At 41.4% G+C, this 26,932-nt stretch carries 24 protein-coding genes and 1 tRNA gene; 17 read left to right on the top strand and 8 right to left on the bottom strand.

Annotated features, from left to right (window positions below):
* Positions 1-204 precede the first annotated feature (204 nt).
* Positions 205-3,510: a protein DpdE gene (gene dpdE / locus NWP25_RS16995; RefSeq protein WP_280699849.1), complete on the bottom strand. Its 3,306-nt coding sequence runs from the start codon at positions 3,508-3,510 to the stop codon at positions 205-207.
* 236 nt (positions 3,511-3,746) lie between these two features.
* On the opposite strand from dpdE, the gene NWP25_RS16990 reads away from it, so the two are divergent.
* The 4 genes from NWP25_RS16990 to NWP25_RS16975 all read left to right on the top strand — a co-directional run bounded on the left by NWP25_RS16990 (position 3,747) and on the right by NWP25_RS16975 (position 6,027).
* Positions 3,747-4,100 (top strand): hypothetical protein, encoded by a 354-nt coding sequence (locus tag NWP25_RS16990; RefSeq protein WP_280652687.1) that lies wholly within the window; start codon positions 3,747-3,749, stop codon positions 4,098-4,100.
* A 95-nt stretch (positions 4,101-4,195) separates the two neighbouring features.
* Positions 4,196-4,537 carry a YtxH domain-containing protein gene (locus NWP25_RS16985; RefSeq protein ID WP_280652688.1) on the top strand — a complete coding sequence of 114 codons (342 nt, stop codon included), beginning with the start codon at positions 4,196-4,198 and terminating at the stop codon, positions 4,535-4,537.
* A gap of 20 nt (positions 4,538-4,557) precedes the next feature.
* The gene (locus NWP25_RS16980) at positions 4,558-5,022 is read left to right on the top strand and encodes a hypothetical protein (protein ID WP_280652689.1); all 465 of its coding nucleotides are present in this window, start codon (positions 4,558-4,560) and stop codon (positions 5,020-5,022) included.
* Positions 5,023-5,217: 195 nt separating this feature from the next.
* Positions 5,218-6,027 carry a TPM domain-containing protein gene (locus NWP25_RS16975; RefSeq protein ID WP_280657310.1) on the top strand — a complete coding sequence of 270 codons (810 nt, stop codon included), beginning with the start codon at positions 5,218-5,220 and terminating at the stop codon, positions 6,025-6,027.
* A gap of 576 nt (positions 6,028-6,603) precedes the next feature.
* On the opposite strand, the gene NWP25_RS16970 is transcribed toward NWP25_RS16975, so the two are convergent.
* From NWP25_RS16970 to NWP25_RS16960, 3 genes are all read right to left on the bottom strand, one after another.
* A complete protein-coding gene (locus NWP25_RS16970) occupies positions 6,604-7,293 on the bottom strand; it encodes a phosphate ABC transporter permease (RefSeq protein ID WP_280652691.1) in 690 nt (229 codons plus the stop codon).
* Positions 7,294-7,311: 18 nt separating this feature from the next.
* Positions 7,312-8,148, bottom strand: coding sequence for a 4-hydroxy-tetrahydrodipicolinate reductase (gene dapB, locus NWP25_RS16965; protein ID WP_280652692.1), 837 nt, complete (start codon positions 8,146-8,148; stop codon positions 7,312-7,314).
* 133 nt (positions 8,149-8,281) lie between these two features.
* Complete coding sequence (locus tag NWP25_RS16960) at positions 8,282-8,704, bottom strand: COG3650 family protein (protein WP_280652693.1); 423 nt, start codon at positions 8,702-8,704, stop codon at positions 8,282-8,284.
* A gap of 138 nt (positions 8,705-8,842) precedes the next feature.
* Here NWP25_RS16960 and NWP25_RS16955 point away from each other — a divergent pair, with 138 nt between their 5' ends.
* Entirely contained in the window at positions 8,843-9,127 is a 285-nt protein-coding gene (locus NWP25_RS16955; protein WP_280652694.1) for a DUF427 domain-containing protein, read from the top strand.
* A 404-nt stretch (positions 9,128-9,531) separates the two neighbouring features.
* Here NWP25_RS16955 and NWP25_RS16950 read toward each other — a convergent pair whose 3' ends face one another.
* From NWP25_RS16950 to alr, 3 genes are all read right to left on the bottom strand, one after another.
* Positions 9,532-9,726, bottom strand: a complete 195-nt coding sequence (locus NWP25_RS16950; RefSeq protein WP_280699847.1) for a hypothetical protein — start codon at positions 9,724-9,726, stop codon at positions 9,532-9,534.
* 291 nt (positions 9,727-10,017) lie between these two features.
* Positions 10,018-10,099: transfer RNA gene (locus NWP25_RS16945), tRNA-Leu, on the bottom strand.
* A 79-nt stretch (positions 10,100-10,178) separates the two neighbouring features.
* Positions 10,179-11,366, bottom strand: a complete 1,188-nt coding sequence (alr, locus tag NWP25_RS16940) for an alanine racemase (protein WP_280652696.1) — start codon at positions 11,364-11,366, stop codon at positions 10,179-10,181.
* 459 nt (positions 11,367-11,825) lie between these two features.
* On the opposite strand from alr, the gene NWP25_RS16935 reads away from it, so the two are divergent.
* The 12 genes from NWP25_RS16935 to treS all read left to right on the top strand — a co-directional run bounded on the left by NWP25_RS16935 (position 11,826) and on the right by treS (position 25,838).
* The gene (locus NWP25_RS16935; protein WP_280657311.1) at positions 11,826-12,323 is read left to right on the top strand and encodes an HNH endonuclease; all 498 of its coding nucleotides are present in this window, start codon (positions 11,826-11,828) and stop codon (positions 12,321-12,323) included.
* Positions 12,324-12,873: 550 nt separating this feature from the next.
* Positions 12,874-14,142, top strand: coding sequence for a DHH family phosphoesterase (locus NWP25_RS16930; protein WP_280652698.1), 1,269 nt, complete (start codon positions 12,874-12,876; stop codon positions 14,140-14,142).
* Positions 14,143-14,353: 211 nt separating this feature from the next.
* Positions 14,354-14,848: a phosphohistidine phosphatase SixA gene (sixA, locus tag NWP25_RS16925; protein WP_280657312.1), complete on the top strand. Its 495-nt coding sequence runs from the start codon at positions 14,354-14,356 to the stop codon at positions 14,846-14,848.
* A gap of 112 nt (positions 14,849-14,960) precedes the next feature.
* On the top strand, positions 14,961-16,097 hold the full coding sequence (locus tag NWP25_RS16920) for a citrate synthase (protein WP_280652700.1): 1,137 nt from the start codon (positions 14,961-14,963) through the stop codon (positions 16,095-16,097).
* 488 nt (positions 16,098-16,585) lie between these two features.
* Entirely contained in the window at positions 16,586-17,704 is a 1,119-nt protein-coding gene (gene nuoH, locus NWP25_RS16915) for an NADH-quinone oxidoreductase subunit NuoH (protein WP_280652701.1), read from the top strand.
* A gap of 70 nt (positions 17,705-17,774) precedes the next feature.
* Positions 17,775-18,368, top strand: coding sequence for an NAD(P)H-quinone oxidoreductase subunit I (ndhI, locus tag NWP25_RS16910; protein WP_280652702.1), 594 nt, complete (start codon positions 17,775-17,777; stop codon positions 18,366-18,368).
* Positions 18,369-18,518: 150 nt separating this feature from the next.
* A complete protein-coding gene (locus NWP25_RS16905; RefSeq protein WP_280652703.1) occupies positions 18,519-19,133 on the top strand; it encodes an NADH-quinone oxidoreductase subunit J in 615 nt (204 codons plus the stop codon).
* A gap of 26 nt (positions 19,134-19,159) precedes the next feature.
* Positions 19,160-19,465 carry an NADH-quinone oxidoreductase subunit NuoK gene (nuoK, locus tag NWP25_RS16900; protein WP_006199065.1) on the top strand — a complete coding sequence of 102 codons (306 nt, stop codon included), beginning with the start codon at positions 19,160-19,162 and terminating at the stop codon, positions 19,463-19,465.
* A gap of 6 nt (positions 19,466-19,471) precedes the next feature.
* Entirely contained in the window at positions 19,472-20,392 is a 921-nt protein-coding gene (locus NWP25_RS16895) for an NAD(+) kinase (protein ID WP_280652704.1), read from the top strand.
* A 312-nt stretch (positions 20,393-20,704) separates the two neighbouring features.
* Complete coding sequence (locus NWP25_RS16890) at positions 20,705-21,160, top strand: DM13 domain-containing protein (RefSeq protein WP_280652705.1); 456 nt, start codon at positions 20,705-20,707, stop codon at positions 21,158-21,160.
* Between the two features lie 201 nt (positions 21,161-21,361).
* Positions 21,362-22,081, top strand: coding sequence for a DUF4079 domain-containing protein (locus NWP25_RS16885; RefSeq protein WP_280652706.1), 720 nt, complete (start codon positions 21,362-21,364; stop codon positions 22,079-22,081).
* A 379-nt stretch (positions 22,082-22,460) separates the two neighbouring features.
* Positions 22,461-25,838: a maltose alpha-D-glucosyltransferase gene (treS, locus tag NWP25_RS16880; RefSeq protein ID WP_280652707.1), complete on the top strand. Its 3,378-nt coding sequence runs from the start codon at positions 22,461-22,463 to the stop codon at positions 25,836-25,838.
* A gap of 44 nt (positions 25,839-25,882) precedes the next feature.
* Here treS and NWP25_RS16875 read toward each other — a convergent pair whose 3' ends face one another.
* Positions 25,883-26,725 (bottom strand): alpha/beta fold hydrolase, encoded by an 843-nt coding sequence (locus tag NWP25_RS16875; protein ID WP_280652708.1) that lies wholly within the window; start codon positions 26,723-26,725, stop codon positions 25,883-25,885.
* Positions 26,726-26,932 lie beyond the last annotated feature (207 nt).

The following is a 26,932-nucleotide window of genomic DNA, read 5'->3' as shown; positions in this document are numbered from 1 at the left end:
GATGTTTTCATTTGTAACATTTTACCCAAGTCTGAGGTTTTTGTAAATATTCACTTTTATTTATATATAATAATCTTAAATAAGTAGGAGCCTCAAAGATCCCCAACCGCTTCAGTAAGTCGGGGATCTTAACTTCGCAGTATTTACAAATCAAACAGGATTGCAATAATTACAGTTAGAACTGTTACTTATGCTTGGCAAGACTTACAGAGGGTTTCGCCCAGATACAATCATGAAACCAACAGAATCGAGCCGAATTTGAGGCTGGCGAATTCCTGCTAAAATCGATTCCCTTAATGCACTTTCGATTTGCAATTCTGCAGCCAGTGCATCATCCTCATTTTGCCAATTTAGACGCAGGTGTAATTGCTCTACTTTTTTGTTTAATTTCTCCTCGGTGATTTGAGCATATTGTTCGTGCAATACCATAAATTCAGGATTTTTGAGGAGCAATTCCGCAGAGCTACTACGCGCTTGATGGCAAAAATTTTGCCACTGGGTAGCATGGACAAAAGCATCAATAATTCCTAAGCGCTCTTTTGCTAGATTAAAGTCCCTACATTTATCACTGCTTCTATCTTTATAAGGCCGTTGCAAGATATTTAAAAGTAATTCATCTTCTACCAAACTCATAGGATGACAGCGAGCATCAACAAAGATAGTTTCTAACATGGGGGGAAAGAAAGCATCCACACGGCGCTTCAAGGTTTTGTAGTGGGAACTATCTAGTTTGTGGTTTGTTAAAACCTGCTTTGCATTTGCTAAATGTGTTTCCACTACATAATTGAATCGGAAACCAAACCATTCCTTGCCTTTTGTAGCATCCCAAGATTCGTCGGTGCGCCATAGGGCAAAAGCTTTACCTCTATCATCCCAATTGATATAGCTCACGAGTGCTTCTATCAATCCTTCGCCAATGCGAAATAGTTTAACGCCAGAATTTTGGTTGGCGATCCGGCGATTGTAAGTACCAAATTGGTCTGTATTATTATTAGCAAAGTGAGTTTTTAGCTCGTCTACAGAAACCAAAGTGCGCGTTGTTGGTTTATAACGCCTAATTTCTACCGAATTCGGCTCATTAACTGACTTAAATCCTAGTGCATCACACATCCAGCCTTCAGTTGCTTGTTTAATTTCTAAATGACTAGCATCGTAATCATCGAGGTCTTGAAAATATTGGGTAGTATTTCCATCAAGAATATCAATTTCGTCCAAAGCAGTTTGCTCGCTAATTTTCAAAGTTTCGGCAGTGATTTCTTGCTGAATTGGCTCAATCATTGCTAACAATCCCGCAGCACCTGATTGCAACAAAGCGGTTTCTAATTCTCCCAATTTTTCATCCACATAAAATTGTAGACTTGCAATTGATTTCTCGAAGATGCCAAACCCATTTTTGAGAAGTTGATACCAAGCATTTTGGGGATTGTCTTCCAAGTATGGGCCAATCAATGCAAAAGATTGAATCCCGATTTTGCTACCAATGCGGTCAAATCTGCCAATTCTTTGCTCTAATTGATTAGGTGACCAGGGTAGGTCAAAATGAATCAAGCAATCGGCAAATTGTAGGTTCAGTCCTTCTTCTCCTGACCGCTCGCACACTAAAATAAAACACTTGGGGTTATTCTGGAATCTAGTTAAGTTTGCCTCAACTTTTTCTCGTGGTTCGCTAAATTGATGGCTAGCGACTGTTTCTGCACCAAAGCTATGAGATAAACATTGCACAATTTGTTGACAAGATTGTGCAAAACTTGTAAACACGACAATTTTAGGCAGAACATCTCCTGGAATAGGTCGTCGAATTCTATGCTGTATTCTTGTGATTAATTCTTGCTTATTTCTGCGAATACTTGGGGAAATTTTAAAGTATGCAGCTAGCTGATTGAGTAGCAATGTATGCAAATTTTGTGTGCGTTCTCCCTCTTCTCCCGACTGACGAAGAATTTTCAAACAGCATTGCAAAATTTCTTCTTCCTCTGGAAATTTAGCGGTTGTAGTTAAAATGCTAAGGTCATATTCTTTGAACTCTCGGATCAGTTGACATGAAGATTTACCTGCTAGGCGTGAAGTAATGACCTGTTCTAAAATACCTAACCAAGTACCAGAAGCTAGAAATAAAACCAGAAAAATTCGCTGATATTGCTGGTTTTTAGGGGCGAGAGTACGCCATTTTTCCATAAGTTGATGAAGATCCAGCGATCGCTCGTCTAAATCATATTCTTCTTTTGGTCTCACATCCCGATCAAATATAACATCCTCTATAGCAGCACGACGGTTACGAAGCATTCGACGATGTAGCCGATAGGTTTCGTTAATGTGATTGCGAATTGCCAGAATAATTTCCTCTTTTTCCGCAGGATTGGCTTTTAAACAATTTTTTAAATTGTCCGCCAGATTCATCAAACACCCATCCTCAGCAAAGAGATTTTGCAATTCCTTGAGGTGAGTTGTGAGAACTTTGTCATTTTTGGCACTTTCTTGAAAAGAAAGGAGAAATTTGCCAATTTCTTGGTATTTTTTGACTCTGGCGCGAAAACCTGTCAAATCATGAAGTTTGTAGGTGATGGGATCGAGTAGGTGCAGGATGGCGAGAAAATCCTGCTCGTGGTTGAGGACAGGAGTAGCAGATAGTAAAAGCAAGCGATCGCTTTTATGAGCCAGAATTTTACAAGACTCAAAACGCTGACGCACCGCCGCATCCCCAGAAGTTGCCATGGCGGCAATATGGTGGGCTTCATCTACAATTAAGCAGCCAATATTCGCTGTTAGGTTGATTCTATGGATATCTTCAACCGCCAACACCACCACCCGTTTACCAAAATGGGAGATGTAAAATTTATTTTCTAACTCAGTCCGCCATTGTTGCAGCAAATATTGCGGAACTAGCACCACCGCACCTTTTTTTGGTTCATCTAGCAGGAATTGACGGAGAATAGCACCAGCTTCGATAGTTTTTCCCAGTCCCACCTCATCTGCTAGTAAATAGCGTTGAATTGGGTCTTCCAGTACCCGCCGGACAACTTCAACTTGGTGAGGATAAAGTTCAATGTTCGCCGAAATCAGCCCTGTCATCTCGCGACTTACAGCGCGTTGATGAATCAAGCTTTTAACAAAAGTTAATCTTCTGTCATGAAAGTAGGGGGTTTCGTGACCCTTCATTGCCAGAGTTTCAATCGGGTCTGAGATAGGTATGTTACAACGGACATAAATTTCTTGTTCCGTCGCAATTGTAGTCTTCTTGTCTGGTAAATCAATTTGATACATTTCTGTGTCTTCATCCCAGGTACAAATTCGGCCAATCAACCATTTATCCTGGGTTGATGAGCTAATATAGCATCGAGTTTGAGGCTTTAGCCTCACTTGAGTTAAGGAATCTAAAGGTAAAGTTTTTTGGAGGCGTTGCCCTCCTGAGCAGAAATACTCAACCATCACATCAGGTTGAGATATTTCAGTAACTTTTCCTATTCCCAAATAGTTTTTCTGGGACTGCACCAGTGAACCAAGCTCAATCATCGTTCCAGTTATCTGTAGATCCTAAGAGAAATTACTACGCCAAGAGCAATAGCAGCTCTCCACACTAGCTTGATAAACAGGATCTGGCAACTTGAAATTTTGGTAAATATGAAACTTTCCCCAAGAAAGCCTTGTAAAAACTATTAACACTGAGGCTGTGTCGCTATCATGAAGTCAGAACCAATTCACAGGCATAGAGAATAATTCCCTAAAGTTGAGCTTGGTCAAGATAAATAATGATCACGACTGTTGTCGTAATTAATACTCTTATCTCACTGTTACTAGTCTACATAGCTTGGCGAGTGTGGAAACTAAAGCAGTGGATAGGGCGCATAGCTGATAAACTAAACGCCTATGAACTTAAAACTCATGCATTCCTACATAAAGCACCTGAAAATATTGATATTAGCCAGCAAGAGATTCATAACCTCCGCCAGGAAAACCAAAAACTACAAGTACAAATCCAAGAAATACGTCAAATTATCAGCCTGTTATCTTTAGCAAAGGGATTTTCGCACCGCTTTTTCGGCAGAATAGAGTGGATATCAACAAAAAAACCATCCCTAAATAAAAGCAACATTTCCCACTGATATCTTGTCACGATAGATTAATTAGATAGAATCATTTGAATCTTGCTAGGGGAAAAATCACATCTAAAATGGGTGTAAGGAGAGAAACAATTAAGATGTCTAATAACCGTTCTGGAGTATTTTTTGGCGGTTTCTTGCTGGGAGCTACCATCGGTGCTTTAACTGGTTTGCTCGTAGCCCCTCGCACAGGGCGCGAAACCCGTAAAATTTTGCAAAAGTCTGCCAATGCCATCCCAGACTTGGCAGAAGACATATCAACCAGTGTACAAATTCAAGCAGATCGTCTTTCTGCTAGCGCACTGCGAAATTGGGATGATACTTTGGCAAAACTGCAAGAAGCGATCGCTGCTGGTGTAGATGCTAGCCAACGCGAAAGCCAAACCTTGAAGCAGCAACAAGCTCAAAAAGACTCGGATTCTTTTTCCCAGCAATTGTAAAGCTCACAGATGGCATAACCGTGATTGATCCCCTGTTTTGGTTGGGACTGTCTTTGTTCTTAGTCGCCGCCAGTCTGACTGCTGTTTTGGTAGCTGCTATACCTGCTTTACAGGAGTTAGCACGTGCTGCTCGCAGTGCAGAAAAGCTATTTGATACTCTCTCACGGGAGTTACCACCTACTCTAATTTCCATCCGCAAAACAGGCATGGAAATCAGAGATTTAACCGATGAAGTCAGTGAAGGTGTGCAAGGCGCAGGTAAAGTCGTTAAGCAAGTTGACCAAAGCCTCAGTAGTGCGAAAAAACAAGCTAAAAATATTCAAATCAGCACCCGCAGCTTGTTTGTAGGTGTGAAGACTGCTTGGCACTCCTTTACACGCCCAAAACCAGCAAGGCGAGTTGAACGTTTACCAATTACTGAAAAGCTTAGTGAAAAACCATCGCTAACGTTGCGGGAACGAGAAGCAATGAAGCGTAGGGAGTAGAGAGCAGGGAGAAAACTTTTTCATCTCAATACCTAGTCCCTAACCTCCACTCCCTAATTTCCATTTTCAAACTAAGCTTTGCTTAAATCTCTTAGATTAGAGTAAAGTAAACAAGTGTAAAGAAGTATCACTTTTCCCATACTCTTTTAAAGCGACTTGTTCACTTCTACTGTCTATACTTGTATAATAACGTCCATGCAGTCTTGTTTTTGGCGACGAACTCTAGTATCTATTGCTGTATTTTTCTTGGCTGGGTCAATGTGGGTAATGCACTCGCCTCCAGCACTTGCTTATGATAATCCTGACTTATTACCCAACTTCCAAACTCCAGTTATAGATTTAGCTAAATCTCTCACAGATGTTCAAGAAGCAGAACTGGTCAAAGATTTAGAAAAATTTGAAGATCAAACTGGTTGGAAACTGCGAGTATTAACCCAGTATGACCGCACCCCAGGTCGGGCAGTAATTAATTATTGGCATCTAGATGATAAAAGTATTTTGCTAGTTGCTGATGCTCGTGGCGGTAACATTCTCAGCTTTAGTGTGGGGGATGCCGTTTATGAACTTCTACCCCGGACTTTTTGGATAGAATTGCAAACCCGCTTCGGCAATTTATATTTTGTGCGAGAACAAGGCGAAGACCAAGCAATTTTGCAAGCCTTAAATTCAGTGGAAACCTGTTTGCTTCAGGGAGGTTGTTCCGTAGTGCCTGGATTACCCAGAGAACAATGGATACTGACACTGATTACCTCAGTTGTGGGGGGAATAGTTTGTGGATTTGCAGCTCATCCCCAAAAAGAAGGACAGGTGATTGCTTGGCAATGGGCTTTAATTTTTTCACCCTTGTGGGGAATTTTGTTTATTGCCTTTGGTATTGGCCCAGTGGTAACGCGTACTAGTGATTGGTTGCCTTTAGTTCGCAATATCTCTGGTTTTCTCATTGGCGCTTTAGTTGCTTATCTGTCCCCTCTTTTCACTCGTCCTTCTTCAAATGCTGAGTCCTGAGTTAATGAGTGCTGAGTAAAAATCAAAATACTCAGCACCCAGGGTTATCTGAAGCTGATAAGCTGAAAGCTGGTATCTCAGGGATGAATAGCAATGGAATGGCACTTAACTGATGATCAAAGTTTAGCAATCATTGATAGTGACTATGAGGCCGTAACGAATGGTAGTTACTGTACATTGTTAAGAATCAATGACATTCTAGGTCAGTGAGTATGTCAATGACAAGAGAGAATTAAAAGTTAACTAACCTTTTGACACTCCCATGGCCGGAAGCAGGTGGGATTCTTGCTTGACCCAGCCAACTTACAAGGTGCTACCCATTTCTCCCACACCTACAAGGACTAAGCTTTCTCCTCCGATCACTGTAAAATTCCCCATCCGTCTATAGGGTGGGGATGGATAGCCGTGGTGCGCCCCAATGACCATCAAAAACTGTGCCCAAGCCCCTGCTTTCTAAGCGTGAGGATTTAAACGGTTAGGAAATTTAGTCGCGTTCAAACCAATGAGTAATTTCATCCGCACAGTCATTGTTAACAAAAACCTCACACTCGTTTCCCCAGAAGGGGTGTGACTAGTTCATGTTTCTTCCATTCTCTGACGACTGCGGGGTGGTTTTTCTGGTTGTTTTCTACGCAAACGCCGACTAACTTCATGAAAGAAATCCCTTCGTACATAAGGATAGTCATTTACCCACAAGTCATAACTGGGAATGTAAACATCACTGAATTCTTCAATACTGCTCAAATCAGAACGGTTCGACATGACAATCATTTCTGCAATTTGACCGCGAACAATAACTTTGTGAGCATTACGTAGTGGTGCTTGTAACTCTACTGCGAATCCTGTATTGTCACCAATCTCTAAGTTAATCCGTTTTTCTCGATTTTCAACAATAACTAACTCACCTTTGCTGTTAACAGTTTCTTGTTTGCCGATCAATTTGTCCGTAATCCACCAATCTAAAATTCGACCACGAAAAAAGCCACTGTATTTATAACGACGGCATTTTGCATTACGTACACTTGCCTGAAATACAGGATACCACAGCCAAAAAAAGGCACCCATTACGCCAACGAAAAATGTAACAGGGCCAAATTCCAGCTTCAACAGTATTTCCCCTATGAGAATTACAGCTATGGCAATTACAGAAATTAACAGTCGCTGCAAAAAATTTGAAAATTTCCCCGCATAATACTGGTACTGTAGACCAGTAGCAATCAAGGGGATGAGTTGTTCAAATTTTTTCCGAGTCAGTGGGACTAACATAAGTGCTGAGTTTGCCAGTTACAGTATTTTTTCTAATCCATATACCAAGGACTTTAGCTGCAAGACTTTGCGAATTGCTAGCAGCACTCCCGGCATATAACAGGAGCGATCGCTTGTATCATGTCTTAAAGTATAAATTTGACCTGCTGCGCCAAAAATCACTTCTTGATGGGCTATTAGTCCTGGCAGACGGACACTATGAATTCTAATACCTTCTTGTGCCAAACTCCCCCTAGCACCTGGTATTTTTTCTGTCTCTTTGACAAGAAGAGGATTAAAAGTTTTACCAAGTTCTCCTAGTAATTGTGCTGTTTGAATAGCAGTACCACTGGGAGCGTCCGCTTTTTGGTTGTGATGGAGTTCAATAATTTCTACATAGTCGAAATATTGGGAAGCTGTGACTGCGGCTTGTTGTAACAGCACCATTCCAATGGAAAAATTGGGAATGATTAAACAACCAGTGCTGGCTTTTTCAGCAAAGTCTGCCAATTCATTTATTTGTTCTGGACTTAAGCCTGTAGTACCTACCACTGGACGAATACCGTAGGCGATGGCACTACGAATATTTTCATAAACTGCATCTGGGTGGGTAAAATCTACAATCACTCCTGGAGGCGATTGTCTGTCACCAGCGACATAACCCAGCAGGGGTTCTAATTGGTTCGTAATTGGTACTTCCAAGGGTGCGCTTAAACCTGCCAATTCACCAGCATCTTTGTCCTGATATTCTGGACTGATGTCAACCGCACCAACTAACTTGAAGTCTTGTGCTTGCGCCACCGCTTTAATTACTTCCCGGCCCATTTTACCAGCCGCACCGTTAACAATAACAGGAATAGGAGCTTGATTCGTCATAGTTCAAGAAATGGTTCACAAAGTAATTGTAAAGAATTTTGTAATTCCCAATTCGTAATTCGTAATTTTTAATTTGCAAAACTCAGGATAAGAAATGCGGAAAAATAGCTACTAGCTAACTGAATTACTGACGCTATTTATCTAATTTCCTGGCGCAACCTTCCAAAACCATATCGCCTTGAACGAACAGCGCCGAGTAAGGATGTAACTTATCTGACATTCCATCACTACAGGAATCAAATTCCCTGATGATTAACATACTGGTTTTTTCGTTTCCCAATCGATACACTTGCACAGTGTCTGGGGTACGTCCATCAGCTGTCAGTGGTTTGACATAGGGGAAATTTTGCTTTTCTTCCCTTGCTAATGACGAGTAGATAACACCACTTGGGCGAACATCGACACTCCAAAACGGTTCAGTACCAAAAGCCCTAAATGCTTTATCCTCAGTGGTGTGATTCCTGGAAATTACTTGATTACCTTTAATATTGGTGCTGTTGGCTGGTAAGTAAACAGCCATTGCCAATAAAAGAGTCGAAAATATTAAAGTTTTCATGGACTGAAAAATTTATAATAGGCAGTTCACTTTACCTATAATCACTGAAGTCGTCAGGCTGAATTTTTGAGAACTACCATGGCTTTAGCCTGTTGAGTGTCAAAATGTTAAATGTAAAGTACATTGGCAAAGTCAGTTATGCCCAAAGCTATTTGGAATGGGGCTGTGTTAGCCGAAAGCAATAACACAATTGTTGTAGAAGGTAATCATTATTTTCCACCCGACAGTATCAAAAAAGAATACTTCCAAGAAAGCAACACCCACACTACTTGTCCTTGGAAAGGTGTTGCCAGCTACTACACCATCGAAGTTGATGGACAAACCAACAAAGACGCTGCATGGTACTATCCTAGTACCAAGGAAAAAGCTAAAAATATAGAAGGCTATGTTGGTTTTTGGAGAGGTGTAAAAGTTGAAGCTTAGTTTGTAGTAAACATCTGTAAACAAACTGACTTTTAACCTCCGTGTTTTCTCTCCCGTAATCACACTGGATCACAAACACTCATCCAAGTCATAGCAAAGTATATGGTATCTGATACAATTCAGACGCCATATATTTTCCTAGATATTCATTATCAGGCATTTAGGAAAAATAGATAAGTTTTTATTTGATTTTGCCTAATACCCTACAGTAAACCATAGCAATATATTCTTAAAAAATTTAATATTTCCATGATCCTCGAATTGATTACTTGTTTCTGTCCCGGGAACATTAGCAATAATTTCTTCCAGGGTTTGTAGTAATTCTTGGTCGTTATTTTCGTGTAGATTCGACGTTGAGAGTATTTGATGGATTTTTCTGCTTTTCTGAAAAACTGAGGATTTGGTTAATGATATCCATTACAGTCAGAGTAACAATGCTCCAAACCCACATCTAAACCTATTTCACCATCAGCTATCCTGGGTTGTTGTTTAACTTCTGTATTTACACAGAATTGAACATATAAACCATCAGGACGTTTAACAATTCTGACTCGCTTAATTAACTTAATTGGATATGTACGGGTATGCCATTTAACCAATAATTTAAGTTCACGAACAACTTTTTTATCAGTAAAACTGATGCGTCTTTTTATTGGGTGTAATGACCATCGAGAGATTTTATACTCAACTGAAAGGTTATCCTTTTGAAACCGGGGACATCCCTCCTTTCCTTGAAATTTCTTCTTACAGTCGTCCTAAAATCTTTGAATCCCTTACCATGGTCTTTTTGTAGCAAACTGACAAGCCATTGAATTTAATTATTTTATAAAATTCAACTCTTTCCGTAGTGCTGTGGAATGGCTTTCTCTGGGTTAATACAATCTTTGAAATGCGGATGAAAGGACTTGAACCTTCACTCCTGTCGGAACTAGAACCTAAATCTAGCGCGTCTGCCAATTCCGCCACATCCGCATAGAACATAATCCTAACATATAAAATATGATATGGGAAGAGAGTATGGGGAAAATTATTTTCCCCATACCCAATACCCCTATATCACTGCCACACGGGGTAAACGATGCTTAAATCCGCAGAGAATTTCCCAAGAAATAGTGTTTAATGTTCTTGCCCAGTCATCAGCTGAGATTGTTTCTTTTCCTTGTGTGCCGAGTAGGGTGACTACTTCCCCTTCCTGTAAATCTGGAACATTACTGACATCCAGCATCAACTGATCCATTGTAATTGCCCCAATTTGTGGCACGCGCTGACCGCGAATTAAAACTTGAATTTTCTGGGAAAGATTACGGGGGACTCCATCAGCGTAACCGATGCCAACCACTGCCAGACGGAGTTCGTGGGGGGCGATGAATTGTTGACCGTAACTAACGCCAGTACCGGCGGCAATTGTTTTTACTTGAGTAACTCGCGCCTTCAATTGCAAAACAGGCTTGAGGTTAATCACATTTTGTAAATGAGGGGCAGGATAAAGTCCGTAGATAGCTAAACCCGCCCGCACAATGTCGTAATGTAAGGCAGGATTCGTCAGAGTGCCGGCTGAGTTGGCTAAATGCAAACAAGGTGGATTGATTCCCATTGTTTTGACTCGGGCGATTGCTTGCTCAAATCTTCTATGCTGTTCTTCCATGACTGTGGTGTCAAGATGATCTGCTGTTGCCAAGTGGGAATAAATGCTGGCAATATCAAGATGAGGTAAGTTCTGTACTAACTGCACAAATTCAACGGCTTCTTGCCAGTTAGTTCCTAACCTGGACATTCCCGTGTCTAATTTAATGTGTACGGGTAAGGGAGAACTATGGTTAGTTTTTTCTAAAAGACTCGAAAAAATCAAAGCTTGTTTGGGACTGCACAAAGTTGGCTGTAAATTCCAGTGAACGATGGCCTGAATTTGCTCTGGTGTCTGGGTTGCACCTAAAATCAAAATCGGAGCTTTTATTCCACCTTCCCTTAATTGAATGCCCTCTGGAACTGTAGCAACTCCCAACCAGCTGGCTCCCGATTGCAGTGCTGTTTGAGCAACTGTAACCGATCCATGTCCATAAGCATCAGCTTTTACCACTGCCATCAATTGGGTACGTGGCGACAAAAACTGTATCAATTGCTCGACATTATGCGATAACGCCTCCAAGTCAATTTCCACCCAAGCGCGTTGGGAGAACCAAGCATAGGTGTCACACTCCTGATTATCAGCAAAACTGGGGCTTTGTTTGCGATTTAACATTTTTTATACTCCTCTCACACCACTGGTGAGCTTCGGTGATTCTTTATTGATTTTTATTCACCCTGGAGAAGCAACATCAGAGTTAATCAGGAAGTTTACCTTTGAACCTGGAATTTAAACAAGATACTTGGGGTGTCAAACTTGACTTTTTTCAATAGCTATGGGTAATCACATCTGATTTCCATCAGTTTCGCCAATAGTACCAACTTGGCAAAATTACGTATTGGTGATTATTGAGTAAATTCTTTTTACTACGGAGGGTTGATAGCCACATAAAGACTATTTTCTGTGGTTTAACATAAATTGGCCTGAGTTTTGTACCATGAGGACTTGTTAGAAATTATCATCTGTAACTCATTTTCATTTCTGAATCATTTCGGAAGTATCATTTATTCTCATCTCCCAAAGAGAATATTTTTGTGTTAATATATGCAAAACTAATACCTCGAGCGCTAACCAATGGGGAAGGTTTTAGTCCTAAACGCCTCTTACGAACCGCTCAACATCACGAGCTGGCGTCGCGCTGTGATTCTGTTAATTAAAGGCAAAGCAGAACGCATTGAACACAAGGGTAAATTCCTGTACTCAGATTTTCCTTTGCCGACTGTAATTCGGTTGCGGCATTATGTGCGCGTCCCGTACAAGGAAATTCCTCTTACCCGTCGAAATATCTTGCACCGTGACAGTCACTCTTGTCAGTACTGTGGCTACATCGGGGATGAATTGACATTAGACCACGTTATACCTCGATCACGCGGCGGGGGGGATACCTGGGAAAATATTGTGACGGCTTGCGTCCGTTGCAACGTCAAAAAAGGGAACCGCACACCCTACGAAGCTCATATGCCTTTGCGTCATCCTCCACGCCAACCTTACAGTAGTCTTTATTTTGAAGTGAGCAAACATCTCAAGAGCGGACTGCACAATGAGTGGCAAAAATATGTAATCGGTCTTTAACGCCAAGGGTATAATTCTGAAAACCTCCAGAAATTGCCACCTGTTATTAGGTGTTATATCCTCCCGGGTGTTAAAATGAATTTACAGTATGGTTAAAGGTAATATCTGGCTTGAGCAAACTTGAGTTACGGAAAATCGTGCATGTCGGATGGCATGTGATTAAGTTTCGTGACAAACATTTGGACAGATAACATACAGGCTTATTATCTTACCCCAGAGTATTGTAAGATGGTTCGGTCATTGGCAAATATTCCTGTAAAATTAGGAGTATGTACAAAAACTTTTATGATATTTAAAAATACCAAAGAAATTTAGTTAAAAGTTATATTTATACTTGAAGCTATAAATATTTGTCTTCAGTTTTTTGCAGCAATTTAGTTAATTTTGGCAGATTGCTCACGGATTTGAGTGACAGAAAATAAACCCAGATGAGTATGCCAACAACGCTATATTTTTGCGAAGATCAGAATGTGTCTCTAAAAAAGTTGAGTGTTGGTTGTAGTACTTCTTAACAAATCAATGGAGGCTCGCACTTATCAAGATGTCCCTTATGCAATTGAATTCTTCCTCAAAGCAATCAGAAAGTTTTTTATTGACCACAGAAACTAGCCGAGAGGATGCTGATGTGGAAGTTTCACTCACTAGGCCATCCTTGCCGTCATCCAATGGAGAAGGAAACAATAGGAAAAATTTAGGTCAACGGGGAAATTCCCTGGCTTTTCAGAAATCCGAAGAACTGCAAAAGACTCTTTTAGCACACCGACATGAGCGCCACTTGGTAATTCTACAAGATTTCCCCGACCCTGATGCTCTTTCTTGTGCTTGGACCTACCAGTTAATAGTCGAACAGTATGATATCAAATGCGAAATTGTTTATGCTGGTACTCTGAGTCATCAAGAAAATATTGCCCTAGTTAAGCTCACTGGATTACCTGCCCAACGCTGGACATCGCAAGTCCTCAAAAGCAAGGACTTGTCATCTTATCAAGGTTGCATTTTAATTGACAACCAGGGAACAACAAGTCAATTACTGACAGCAGTGCAACAAGCAGGAGTTCCACTAATTGCAGTAATTGACCATCATACCTTACAGTCCGAACACAAATCAGAGTTTGTTGATGTACGTCCTAATGTAAGAGCCACCTCAACAATTTTCACCCAGTATTTACAATCGGGTTTACTCTCATTAGATAGCAGCATTGGTCAGCACGTCAAATGTGCTACTGCTTTGATGCATGGGTTGCGGTCAGATACCAATCGGCTAATGCAAGCCCAAGAAGAAGATTTCATGGCCGCTGCATATCTGAGTCGATTTTATGATGCTCAACTGCTGAACGCCATTTTACAAGCCAATCGTTCCAAGCGAGTGATGGATGTGATTGAGCGATCGCTAAAAAATCGCATCGTGCAAAATAACTTTTCCATTGCTGGCGTTGGTTATCTGCGGTACGAAGACCGGGACGCTATTCCCCAAGCAGCTGATTTTCTGGTGACAGAAGAAAACGTACACACTGCAGTAGTGTACGGCATTGTTCACGACGAAGACGAGCTAGAAGTAGTAATTGGTTCCCTCAGAACTGCTAAACTCACCCTTGACCCCGATGAGTTTATTAAAGAAGCCTTTGGACAAGATAGCTCAGGGCGTTTTTTTGGTGGGGGACGTACAGGGGCGGGCGGCTTTGAAATACCCATGGGCTTCTTATCTGGTAGTAACGAAAATTCCGCCTATGCAAAAATGAAATGGGAAGTATATGATTCTCAAGTTAAACAAAAACTACTCAAGTTGGTCAATCCCAAAGATAACCCAATTCAGTCTTAGTAGCCCTTGCATTGTTACTCAAAACCATCTTAAGAAAAGCGGTTCAAGGGACTTCAAAAAACATGGATAAAGTAGGGATTAAGCATAATTATACCCCTACCAGGAAATTGATCTCAGAGTTAAAAAATACACTCTTTGGCAGTAAATTTTTAACTAAAAACCAGCGCCTAGAGCTTTACCTAGCTTTACCTAACCTCACATAACTCAACAAATGCAATTGTATTTAATTCGTCATGGTATTGCCGAAGAAAAGCAACCAGATATTAAAGACGAAGATAGACGGCTCACACAAAAAGGACGGCAAAAAACCGAAAAAGTTGCCCGTAAAATTAAAAAACTGGGTTTGCAGTTTGATGTTATTCTCACCAGCCCCTTGGTACGGGCCCGGCAAACGGCTGAAATCCTCGTAGCAAATAAACTCAGCACCGACTGGGAAGAATCTTTCCATCTTGCTCCCAATGGTCATATCCATCGGTGGCTAAATGAGTGGTTAGAACCCAAAAATTATGCCCAAAAAAGCCAAATTGCCTTGGTAGGACATGAACCTTGTCTGAGCAATTGGGCAGAAATTCTGCTTTGGGGGGAAGTCAAAAACAGTTTAGTCTTGAAAAAAACAGGTATGATCGGGATAAAACTACCAGAAATGGGTTCACCTCTGGGTCGTAGTCAAATGTTTTGGTTGATACCGCCCAGGTACTTGCTTTAACAGCTTTTCAACATTTTTTTATCGAATGTTGCGACATCGACTACTGTTATGGCGACAATCATTTCTGGTAAGTTAGCGTCATCAGATATTTCAACAAGCAAATGGTGTTGCCATGATGGTGTGCGAATACAAGCCTGGTTTAGAAGGCATTCCCGCAGCCCAATCGAGTATTAGTCATGTTGATGGGCAAAAGGGAATTCTAGAATATCGTGGCATCCGGGTTGAGGAACTGGCAGAAAAAAGTTCCTTTCTGGAAACTGCTTATCTCTTAATCTGGGGTGAATTGCCAAGTAAAGAGGAATTGAAAGCATTTGAGGATGAGATTCGCTACCACAGGCGGATAAAATATCGTATTCGGGATATGATGAAATGCTTTCCGGAGAGCGGTCACCCGATGGATGCTCTACAAGCCTCAGCTGCGGCTTTAGGGTTATTCTATTCCCGCCGAGACTTACACAATCCTGCCTATATTCGGGATGCCGTAGTGCGCCTGCTAGCAACTATTCCCACAATGGTGGCGGCATTTCAGTTGATGCGACAAGGCAACGACCCCGTAAAGCCTCGCGATGACTTAGACTACGCCGCTAACTTTCTCTACATGCTCAACGAGAAAGAACCAGATCCTTTGGCGGCAAGAATTTTTGACATCTGCTTGATCCTTCATGTCGAGCATACAATGAATGCCTCTACATTCAGTGCCAGGGTAACTGCTTCAACTTTGACTGATCCCTACGCTGTAGTTGCTAGCGCCGTGGGCACATTAGGAGGGCCACTGCACGGTGGAGCCAATGAAGAAGTGATTCAGATGTTAGAGGAAATTGGCACAGCAGAAAATGTGCGTCCCTACGTAGAAGACCTGCTGCAACGCAAAGCGAAGATTATGGGCTTTGGCCACCGTGTTTATAAAGTGAAAGATCCACGAGCCACAGTCCTACAAAACCTGGCAGAAAAATTGTTTGCCAAGTTTGGCCATGATAAGTACTATGACATTGCCGTAGAAATGGAACGGGTAGTGGCGGAAAAATTGGCTGGCAAAGGCATTTATCCCAACGTTGACTTTTATTCTGGTTTGGTGTATAGAAAAATGGGGATTCCTACAGACTTATTTACCCCAATCTTCGCCATCGCCCGTGTAGCAGGTTGGCTCGCTCACTGGAAAGAACAGCTCGCAGAAAACCGCATATTCCGACCAACCCAAGTTTATAACGGTAAGCATGAGGTTTCTTATACCCCCATTGACCAACGTTAACTCTCAGTTTGATTGCCAGTCACACTAATCAGCAGTTAGTTATGGCAAGGTGCAAGATCCATTGCTCTCTCGCAGTCAGCAGCGTTGTCACCCATGTGACTGTGACTGTATCTCAGAGGATAACCCTTGCCACAAGGTGAACGGACACTTCATCTTGCTTTGTGAAGCGGGGATAAACAAATAAGAAAGTTGTGGGGAGATTGATTGTTCATTCACTGCCTTATCTTTCCCCGCCAAGCTAAAGAAATCTCAATCCTAACCATAAGTAGAAGTTCTTGTATAGCTTCAAAGTTAAGAACCAATGGCTACGCCACGCAAGCTATCCAAGGATATACTAGGCATGAGAATTGGCAAAAATCTCTGGATAAGCCACGCAAGCTACCAATCAAGCGTCTTCATCAAAGCATAAAAGAATGAAGCATGAAGGCTGAAATTTTATACTTCATAACTTCACACTTCATACTTCACTTGACTTAAAGAGCGAAAACATGAACTCAGGAATTGACCTCCAAGGAACGTTTATTAAATCCTTGATGGATTTAGGGATACCAGCCGGGACAGCCAAAGCCATTTGGATGCCCTTGCCAATGATACTAATGCTCATTGGAGCAACAGTGGGGGTGCTAGTCTGTGTTTGGTTAGAACGGAAAATTTCGGCATCAGCACAGCAGCGCATTGGTCCAGAATTTATTGGACCCTTTGGCTTACTGGCTCCGGTAGCCGATGGTCTCAAGCTGATATTTAAAGAAGACATCGTACCAGCCAAGGCTGACCCTTGGCTATTTACCATCGGACCCATTTTAGTTGTACTGCCGGTATTTCTGTCCTATCTGATTGTCCCCTTTGGACAAAATATTGTGATTACAAATGTAGGCATGGGAATCTTCTTGTGGATTGCGTTTTCTAGCATTGCCCCCATTGGGTTGTTAATGGCTGGTTATGCATCCAATAATAAATATTCCCTCCTCGGTGGCTTGCGGGCAGCTGCCCAATCTATTAGCTACGAAATTCCTTTATCCTTGAGCGTGTTGGCTGTAGTCATGATGTCTAACAGTCTCAGCACCATTGATATTGTTAACCAGCAGTCTGGCTATGGTATCCTCGGCTGGAATATTTGGCGCCAACCAGTGGGGTTACTAATTTTTTGGATAGCAGCCCTGGCAGAATGCGAACGGTTACCCTTTGACTTACCCGAAGCGGAAGAAGAACTTGTTGCTGGTTATCAAACCGAATACTCTGGCATGAAATTCGCCCTGTTTTACCTTAGTTCCTATGTCAACCTAGTGCTTTCTGCTCTACTAGTAGCAGTTTTATATCTAGGTGGTTGGGACTTTCCCATTCCCGTTAATGTAATAGCTAATTGGCTGGGAGTCAGTGAATTTAATCCCGTGTTGCAGGTAGCAACCGCTTCATTGGGTATCGTCATGACCCTAATTAAAGCCTATGTACTAGTGTTTATCGCTATCTTGGTGCGTTGGACAGTACCACGGGTGCGAATTGACCAACTGCTAGATTTAGGATGGAAGTTTTTGTTACCAATCGCTTTGGTTAATCTTCTAATAACCGCAGCTCTGAAACTTGCCTTTCCCGTCGCCTTTGGCGGATAAACCAATTTAAGGTTTTAGATGTGATCTAAAACCTTAAATTCAGAATTGAAAAGAGAGAGAAACACTAACAATGCTCAAGTTCCTCAAACAAATTGGTGATTACGCCAAAGAAGCAGTACAAGCCGGACGTTACATTGGTCAAGGGTTAGCTGTAACTTTCGACCATATGCAGCGTCGCCCAGTTACTGTACAGTACCCTTACGAAAAATTGATTCCTGGCGAACGATTTCGCGGCAGGATTCACTTTGAATTTGATAAATGTATCGCCTGTGAAGTCTGTGTCAGGGTTTGTCCAATCAATCTGCCTGTAGTGGACTGGGAATTTGAAAAAGCCAGCAAAAAGAAAAAACTCAAACACTACAGCATTGACTTTGGAGTTTGTATCTTCTGTGGCAACTGTGTGGAATATTGCCCAACTAACTGCCTATCCATGACAGAAGAGTATGAGATATCCACTTATGATCGCCATGAATTGAACTATGACAACGTAGCCCTAGGTCGTCTGCCTTACAAAGTCACAAATGACCCGATGGTTACCCCACTGCGAGAACTAGCTTACTTGCCGAAGGGTGTCATGGAGCCTCACGACTTACCTGCTGATGCGCCTCGTGCCGGGTCTCGTCCAGAAGAATTGTTACAACAAACAGAAAAAACAAGTAGCTAGGGCTGTGACGCGGAAGTAAAAAGTCAAAAGTTAATGCTCTTCTGCACTTTTTGGCGTCATATTTCTATTTACCCTTGGCTTTATTCGTGGGTAATTGTTATTACCGATTACCAGTTACCATTTATTGGAAATCAAAAAGGATCGGAAAAAGTGAATCTAGCTGAAGGAGTACAGTTTGTTTCGTTAGGCATATTGGGCGTGATGATGATTGGAGCAGCCCTAGGTGTAGTGCTGTTTTCTAACGTTGTCTATTCTGCCTTTATGCTGGGCGGCGTGTTTATCAGCATGGCAGGAATCTACCTGTTACTAAATGGTGACTTTGTGGCAGCAGCACAGGTACTAGTCTATGTTGGAGCAGTTAACGTGCTGATTTTGTTTGCTATTATGTTGGTGAACAAGCGCCAGGATTTTGTACCATTTCCCAGTGCTGGACTGCGGAAAGTACTCACGGGGGTGGTCAGTCTAGGATTGTTTGCCTTGTTGAGTGCAATGGTATTGGGAACTCCTTGGTCATACTCGACACCTGCTCCTGTAGCTGTAGAAAGTTCTATAGTCATAGTTGGTGAACATTTCTTCACTGACTTTTTACTGCCTTTTGAACTTGCTTCAGTATTGTTGTTGATAGCCATGGTGGGAGCCATCATTTTAGCTCGTCGCGAGTATTTGCCTGAAAAACCAACACAATCCGAACTGCCACAAACAGTTCTGACTTTGCCAGAGCGCCCCAGAGACTTGGTATCTGTGGTTGGGCAAACCAAAGAGTAAAATTTGCGATAGGGATACGGAAATCCATGCAACTTCAGTATTTTTTATTACTAGCAGCAGCTTTGTTTTGTATTGGCATTTATGGCTTAATTACTAGTCGTAACGCCGTACGGGTGTTGATGTCAATTGAGTTATTACTCAATGCTGTTAATCTTAATTTAATGGCATTTTCCAACTTTCTTGATTCAACTTTAATTAAGGGTCAGGTATTCACAGTATTTGTGATTACCGTGGCAGCTGCTGAAGCGGCGGTTGGTTTAGCGATTGTGCTGGCAATTTATCGCAACCGTGATACCGTTGACATGGAGCAGTTTAATCTCCTGAAGTGGTAATTTTGCGTGCAACTCAAGCAGGTCATCATTGCTTATAAAGCACGAGATTCCCAGAGTAAGCGCTGGGCAGAACTCTGTGCTCAACAACTAGAAAACCGCCAGTGTCAAGTGTTGATGGGACCTAGTGGGCCGAAAGATAACCCTTACCCGGTATTTTTGGCTTCTGCAAGTCAACCAATTGATTTGGCTTTGGTACTCGGTGGTGATGGCACTGTTTTAACCAGTGCCAGACATCTAGCCCCGGCTGGTATACCCATACTGGGCGTGAATGTTGGGGGTCATCTGGGCTTCTTAACCGAGTCAGTAGATGAGTTTCAAGATACAGAGAAAATTTGGGATCGCCTATTTGAGGATCGCTACGCTATCCAGAGGCGGATGATGTTACAAGCGGCAGTGTATGAAGGTCATCGTACCAATTTGGAACCTGTGACTGAATGTTACCTCGCTTTGAACGAATTTTGTGTCAAACCCGCCTCTGCTGACCGCATGATCACCTCTATTCTGGAAATGGAAATTGATAGTGAGGTGGTCGATCAATATGTGGGGGATGGTCTAATTATTTCCACTCCCACCGGTTCTACTGGTTATACTGTTTCTGCCAATGGCCCCATCATGCACGATGGCATGGAGGCGATTACCATCACTCCCATTTGTCCTATGAGTCTCTCTAGTCGTCCCCTGGTTTTACCTCCTGGTTCTGTGGTCAGCATTTGGCCTTTGGGAGACTATGAGCTGAGTACAAAATTGTGGATGGATGGGGTATTATCTACCTCAATTTGGCCAGGACATCGGGTTGATGTACGCATGGCTGATTATCGGGCGAAATTTATCGTTTTGCGTGAGAACAATTCCTACTATCAGACGCTGCGAGAAAAGCTTCTTTGGGCAGGTACAAGGGTTCGCTACAGTAATAATCACCATAATTGATTTATGAGGTTCATACCGAACGCTTTTGTTGTCAGTTTTCTGTGAAACTAAAAATATACACCCCCCGGATATGTTCGGGGGTTTTTCAGTAGTTGTCTCTATCAATTTGGTCTCCTACCTGACGGGTTGACAAAACGTCTGAAAAAAAGCTAGTAAAGGATACTAACGGATTTAAGGTAAAAAATAAGATCTATCAAATGAAAATAATATTTAGAGTATACTGAAACACACATATTTGTAAATTTTTACTAAATTCTTATGTCAAATATAAAGGTATAAATTATCCTTTATCTGTCTAAAGATATTACAGCTATGAGACTGAAGCATTTAGTAATTTTAGGTATTACTGCCATTATCACCCTAGGTTGTACCACAGAGGTAGCTTCAAATCAAGTGGATAACCAGATGCCACCTGCAACAAATATAGCTAATCCTGTTGATGTTACTGATGCGGCAATTTTTCAGGACGGAGAACATCCGACTCAAGGAAAAGTAAATGTAATTACTGAAAACGGTAAACGTTACCTAGCGTTTGATCAAGGTTTCAAAACAGATAATGGACCTGATTTATTTGTGATTTTGCATCGTTCTAAAAAACCGCCCATCTATGGTGTTGTAGAAAAAGATTACGTTAGCATTGCAGCATTAGAAAAAATAAGTGGTGCTCAACGTTATGCTTTACCTGATCAGGTGAATTTAGCAGAGTTTAAATCTGTGGCTATATGGTGTCGTAAGTTTAATGCTACTTTTGGCTATGCGGTTTTATAAATATAGGATTTTTTTAAAATCCCGCTAGACCTATCAAAAACTTTTTGATTCCCCCCCATTAAAAAGGGGGAGTTTAACCAATTTAGTCGGTGCTTGGTCGTGGAACTGGAGAGATAAATCGTTGTCTAACATCACCATTAAAAAGTTTTGAAGCACACTCTAAAAATAAAAACCAAAATTATTCATACTTGATATTGTGTTATGCAAATAGCAGATTTTTTCAGGCTGATACATCCAGCCATAGCTGTTGTGTTTGTTTTTCCCTTGATAGGGATTGTTGTTAATTTTGCTTGGCAAACTCGCCAGCGTCGTTTGCAAACCTTGGCGGGAAATAAAAGCAAAATTCCGGCTGTAGTTGGTAAAGAACATAAAGAGTTTGGCGAGTATTTAACAAGTTCAGTTGTGGGTTTATCCTTAATAGCAATAGCCTACTCAATTGGCAAAAATATTGTCAAGAAGCAATTATGGATTCAGTCACCTTTATCAGTGGTGTTCATTCTATTAATGTTGGTTGTAACTATTGCTTCTTTAGTATTTCTTTACCGGGCAAAGCACCGTCTATGGCGGGGAATTTTTGCCACGTTAACCAGTGCTGGTTTGGTAATTCTTGGTTGCCAGGATGGAGTATTTCGTCGGACTAATGAGTGGTATTGGTCACATTACTATATAGGAATTGCTGCTTCATTGCTGATGATATTTTCTGTTGCTATTTTCCAAGATATTTATCAGGATAAGTCTAATCGTTGGCGGTTGATTCACATTATATTAAACTGCATCGCCTTATTGCTATTTATGGGACAAGGAATCACAGGAACACGAGACTTGTTACAAATTCCTTTGAGTTGGCAAGAACCTTATATTTATCAGTGTGATTTTGTAAATCAAACCTGCCTCACGCCCAATCAACAAACAACAGAATGAAAGAAATTTTACTGTAATTTATTCAAAGTTATCCAGTAAGATGTATTAGTTAGTAATTTTTATTTTCCTAAAGTAACAAAATAGGGATGAAAATTCCAGTATAAAAAAATATTAATGTACCAGGTTGTTTCATACCAAACAAGCAGTAATCTGGGTAAAAATTATTTATCTAACTTATGTCAGATAAATAATTTTGTCATTTTGGCTATTTTTTTATATGAAGACATTGCTGCGTCAATTAGCTACTCCCTTGCCAGTGTTAAACCACTTAAATTTTTCATAAGGAACTACAGAGGCACTCTAGAACCCACAGAAAAAATATATAAGTAATCTTTTCGCGGGATAGGAGTAAGAAGATTTTTAAGTTTGAAAAAATAAAATGCCCAACGTAATTTTAAAAAATGACCCACTATGGTTTAAAAATGCCATTATTTACGAAGTGCCTATTCGCGCATTTGCTGACAGTAATGGTGATGGTATTGGTGACTTGGGGGGACTAATAGAAAAACTGGACTACCTGCAAGACTTAGGTATTACTGCTATATGGTTACTACCATTTTTTCCCTCACCATTGAAAGATGATGGTTACGATATTGCCGATTATATCAGTGTTAACCCTATTTATGGCTCATTAGAAGACTTTAAAAAGTTATTGGCAGCCGCCCATCGGCGCGGTATCCGGGTGATTATAGAGTTAATTATCAACCATACTTCTGACCAACACCCTTGGTTTCAACGGGCACGCCGCGCCCCGAAAGGCAGTCAAGAACGTGATTTTTACGTATGGAGTGATACCCCTGAAAAATACCAAGAAGCGCGCATTATTTTCCAAGATTTTGAAACCTCTAATTGGGCTTGGGACCCAATAGCCAAAGCTTACTACTGGCATCGTTTTTACTCTCATCAGCCAGATTTGAATTATGATAATCCCCTGGTGAGGGAGGCAGTATTTGAGGTTTTAGATTTTTGGTTGTTCATGGGTGTGGATGGATTACGGATGGATGCAGTGCCTTATTTATATGAACGGGAAGGGACAAACTGCGAAAATCTACCGGAAACTCATGCTTTACTCAAGAAATTGCGAGGGCACATAGACGCGAAACATCCTGACAAAATGCTATTAGCTGAAGCTAATCAATGGCCAGAGGATGCTGCCCAATATTATGGAGACGGGGATGAATGTCACATGAACTTTCATTTTCCCCTAATGCCGCGCTTGTTTATCGCCCTACAGATGGAAGACAACTTTCCCATTGTAGATATTCTGCAACAAACTCCACATATTCCTGATAACTGTCAGTGGGCGTTGTTTTTGCGTAATCATGACGAATTGACCTTAGAAATGGTCACAGATGAAGACCGAGATTTTATGTATCGTGTCTATGCCCAGGACCCCGTAATGAGATTGAATCTAGGTATCCGCCGTAGATTAGCACCATTGTTAGGTAATGACCGCCGCCAAATAGAATTACTCAATAGTTTGTTATTGTCGCTACCAGGAACACCCGTACTTTATTATGGCGATGAAATTGGCATGGGCGATAATGTTTATTTAGGCGATCGCAATGGTGTACGTACTCCCATGCAGTGGAGCTCGGACCGCAACGCTGGTTTTAGTCGCACCAGTCCGCACCGCTTATATTTACCTGTGATCATCGAGTCAGAATATCACTATGAAGCGGTAAATGTCGAAGCACAACGGGCTAACTTTAATTCTCTCTGGTATTGGATGAAACGATTAATTGCTACACGGAATCGATTTGACGCTTTGGGTAAAGGCAATTTTCAACTATTACATCCCAATAACCGCAAAGTTTTTGCTTTTAGCCGCACCTACGAGGAGGAACATATTCTTGTAGTAGCAAATTTATCCCATTATGTGCAAACCGCAGAATTAGATTTATCATACTTCAATGGACTAGTACCAGTGGAAATTTTTGGTTACACGGAATTTCCCGCCATTGGAGAATCACCTTATTTTCTCAGTCTTGGTCCTTACGGATTTTACTGGTTTATCCTCAAACGTAAATATAGCTTAACTCAACCGCCTAAACCCCAAGCCGAATTAACCACGCTAATTGTTCATGAGCATTGGCAAAATGTGATTTCCCAACGGGACACAAAAGAAATTCTGGAATCAACACTGCGGGATTACCTCTATACCTGTGAATGGTTTGGCGGCAAAACCCAAACTTTGCAATCAGTACAAATTCTGGAAAGTGTTGCCATACCATACAATCAGCATTTAGCAGAAATGATTTGGTTGCAGGTAGATTATATCGAGAAAAACCGGGAAACCTATTTATTATTTCTAGGTTATGCTGAAGGCAGTCAAGCAATGCACCTGTTAACAGAAATGCCCCAAGCTGTGATTTCACGTTTGCAAGTGCAAAAAGAAAGTCCCCCGGTTAATAATTCAGAAGTGGGAATTTTATTTGATGCTTTGGTAGATAAAAACTTTCTCGCTTCATTGTTAGATGCCATCGCGGATAATCGTTTGTACAAGGGAATAACAGGAGAATTATTTACCACAACTACTGATGTATTTTCACAGTTATACTCACAGGACAGCGACCATGAAACAAGTGTCCTCAAGGAAGAAGAACAAGGAAATACTTATATAGTTTATGGAGAAAACCTATGTTTAAAAATGTTCCGTAAATTTGACGAAGGTATGCACCCAGATTTAGAAATTCGGCGATTTCTGGGGGAGAAAAAACGCGCGCAACATTTTGTACCTGTAGCAGGGGCTTTAGAGTACCGCCGCCCGAATAGATTAAGGAACAATCAAGTCCTACCGATGACAGTAGGCATATTACAACAGTTGATTTTAGATACCCGTAGTGGCTGGGATTACACCCTTGATACCCTGCGTCACTATTTTGATATCGTCACCACACAACAAGTAACTATTACCGAAGTTCCCATTCCATCAGGTTCTTTACTGGATTTACAAAGAACTGATATTCCCGACTTAGCTACCCAAACCATCAATTCTTACCTTCCCAATGCGGAAATGTTGGGTAAATCCACAGCTGAACTTCATATTGCCTTGGCTACAGATACAGATCATCCCGACTTTGCTCCAGAACCTTTTTCATCGTTTTACCAACGTTCAATCTATCAAGATGCGCGCAACCTCACAGGCAGAGTTTTTCGATTGCTCAGAGAAAGAACACAACACTTGCCCTCTCATACCCAAGGGTTAGCAGCACAAGTTCTCAACAACCAACAAGAAATTTTGGCACGTTTCCAGTTAATTGTGAATCAAAAAATTATCGCCTTACGGACTCGTTATCACGGAGATTACCATCTGGGGCAAGTACTCTACACTGGTAAAGACTTTATTATTACTCATTTTGAAGGCAAAGCAGCTCGCAGCTTGAGTGAACGCCGTCGCAAGCGATCGCCTTTACGAGATCTAGCAGGAATGTTGGTATCCTTCTATTATGCTGTGAATCAAGGTTTGCGCTATGAGATGGAAACTGGCATGGTTCGTTCCGAACGCTTTCCCCTCATGGAGCAATGGGCGCATTTTTGGTATATCTGGGTAAGTACTGCTTTTTGCAATTCTTATTTAGCAACTGCCAGTAAAAATGCCTTTTTACCAAAGACTCAAGCAGAACTACAACTACTACTGTTTGCCTATATTTTGGAAAAAGCCGTGGAAGCACTAGACCATGAACTCAAGTATCGCCCAGATTACGCAGAAATTCCCATGAAACTGATCTTACAATTATTATTTCCATCTGACTAAATAAGTCCATCTGAGAAGATCTCTGTAGACCTTAACAATGGGGACTAATTGCCGATTACCTCTGGATGTACTTCTAGCCAAACATCAATATCATCCAGTACCTGCTGGGGAATTTCCCAAGGAAATAAATGTGCGGTATCAGGATAACAACGCCACTGACTATTTTTTAGATATCGGGCAGTTTCTAAACTAGATTCAGCCGTGATATGACGGTCCTTTTCACCAGCCAGAACTAAACTAGGACAGTGAATTTGCTGTAAATCCGTGAGTCGATTGTAACCAGATTTGAGGGCAGTATAAAGAGCGCGATTTGCTGAAGAGGACGTTTGCAAATAAGCCTGTACTGCTTCCTGGGCAATATAATTGTACACTGTGGGCGTATGTTGTTGAATCAAATAACGAAACAGCGATCGCTTGGCAAAAGTATCTATATTCCACTGCCAACTCGGCTGAATATAATTTAAAATTCCCGCAATGCCAGTGTACAGATTATCCTGCCAAGTAATCGGGGGATGATTGCCACGAGGTCTGGCTGCTGTTGCTACCAAAATTAGACCAGTAACCCGATGTGTTAGTCGCAAGGCCATTTCCATTGCCAAAATCCCCCCAAGTGACCATCCTAATATCAGACATTTTTCGATATTAAGGCAGTCCAGTAGGGCTTCTAAATCAGTCAAGTGGTCTGACATTTCAAAAGTGCCATTGCAGCGACTTTTGCCGTAGCCGCGTAAATCTGGGGCGAAGGTTTGGTAACGCTTGGATAAATGATTGGTAAAAACAGAAAGATTACGACCAGATCCAGGATGACCGTGTAAGCCGAGAATAGGGAAACCTTGACCTTGGATGTGGACGTTGAGGTTTGCGGTTGTTAAAGAAGTGTAAGACATGTCTTATGTATATTAAGCCTTCCGCAGTTTTTTGAGATCGATTTTGCATACTATGTACTGAAGAACCAAAATAATATACTCTTCTGTTAATTTGACTAAAATAATAGCACTGTAGCTTTCCAACTTTAATTACCTTTAAACCTTAACAAAGGTACGACGTAGCATATCTTTTAGCATTGATCATTCTCCGCACCGAGTTAATAGCCC

Source organism: Umezakia ovalisporum Ak1311, from assembly GCF_029891685.1.
GTDB classification, from domain to species: domain Bacteria; phylum Cyanobacteriota; class Cyanobacteriia; order Cyanobacteriales; family Nostocaceae; genus Umezakia; species Umezakia ovalisporum.
This window is presented reverse-complemented; position numbering and strand designations above follow the sequence as displayed.

Bases quoted from the DNA above. Each gene is read 5' to 3' on its own strand.
- dpdE (WP_280699849.1), bottom strand. From the start codon at position 3,510: ATGATTGAGCTTGGTTCACTGGTGCAGTCCCAGAAAAACTATTTGGGA.
- NWP25_RS16990 (WP_280652687.1), top strand. From the start codon at position 3,747: ATGATCACGACTGTTGTCGTAATTAATACTCTTATCTCACTGTTACTA.
- NWP25_RS16985 (WP_280652688.1), top strand. From the start codon at position 4,196: ATGTCTAATAACCGTTCTGGAGTATTTTTTGGCGGTTTCTTGCTGGGA.
- NWP25_RS16975 (WP_280657310.1), top strand. From the start codon at position 5,218: ATGCAGTCTTGTTTTTGGCGACGAACTCTAGTATCTATTGCTGTATTT.
- NWP25_RS16970 (WP_280652691.1), bottom strand. From the start codon at position 7,293: ATGTTAGTCCCACTGACTCGGAAAAAATTTGAACAACTCATCCCCTTG.
- dapB (WP_280652692.1), bottom strand. From the start codon at position 8,148: ATGACGAATCAAGCTCCTATTCCTGTTATTGTTAACGGTGCGGCTGGT.
- NWP25_RS16960 (WP_280652693.1), bottom strand. From the start codon at position 8,704: ATGAAAACTTTAATATTTTCGACTCTTTTATTGGCAATGGCTGTTTAC.
- NWP25_RS16955 (WP_280652694.1), top strand. From the start codon at position 8,843: ATGCCCAAAGCTATTTGGAATGGGGCTGTGTTAGCCGAAAGCAATAAC.
- alr (WP_280652696.1), bottom strand. From the start codon at position 11,366: ATGTTAAATCGCAAACAAAGCCCCAGTTTTGCTGATAATCAGGAGTGT.
- NWP25_RS16935 (WP_280657311.1), top strand. From the start codon at position 11,826: ATGGGGAAGGTTTTAGTCCTAAACGCCTCTTACGAACCGCTCAACATC.
- NWP25_RS16930 (WP_280652698.1), top strand. From the start codon at position 12,874: ATGCAATTGAATTCTTCCTCAAAGCAATCAGAAAGTTTTTTATTGACC.
- sixA (WP_280657312.1), top strand. From the start codon at position 14,354: ATGCAATTGTATTTAATTCGTCATGGTATTGCCGAAGAAAAGCAACCA.
- NWP25_RS16920 (WP_280652700.1), top strand. From the start codon at position 14,961: ATGATGGTGTGCGAATACAAGCCTGGTTTAGAAGGCATTCCCGCAGCC.
- nuoH (WP_280652701.1), top strand. From the start codon at position 16,586: ATGAACTCAGGAATTGACCTCCAAGGAACGTTTATTAAATCCTTGATG.
- ndhI (WP_280652702.1), top strand. From the start codon at position 17,775: ATGCTCAAGTTCCTCAAACAAATTGGTGATTACGCCAAAGAAGCAGTA.
- nuoK (WP_006199065.1), top strand. From the start codon at position 19,160: ATGCAACTTCAGTATTTTTTATTACTAGCAGCAGCTTTGTTTTGTATT.
- NWP25_RS16890 (WP_280652705.1), top strand. From the start codon at position 20,705: ATGAGACTGAAGCATTTAGTAATTTTAGGTATTACTGCCATTATCACC.
- NWP25_RS16885 (WP_280652706.1), top strand. From the start codon at position 21,362: ATGCAAATAGCAGATTTTTTCAGGCTGATACATCCAGCCATAGCTGTT.
- treS (WP_280652707.1), top strand. From the start codon at position 22,461: ATGCCCAACGTAATTTTAAAAAATGACCCACTATGGTTTAAAAATGCC.
- NWP25_RS16875 (WP_280652708.1), bottom strand. From the start codon at position 26,725: ATGTCTTACACTTCTTTAACAACCGCAAACCTCAACGTCCACATCCAA.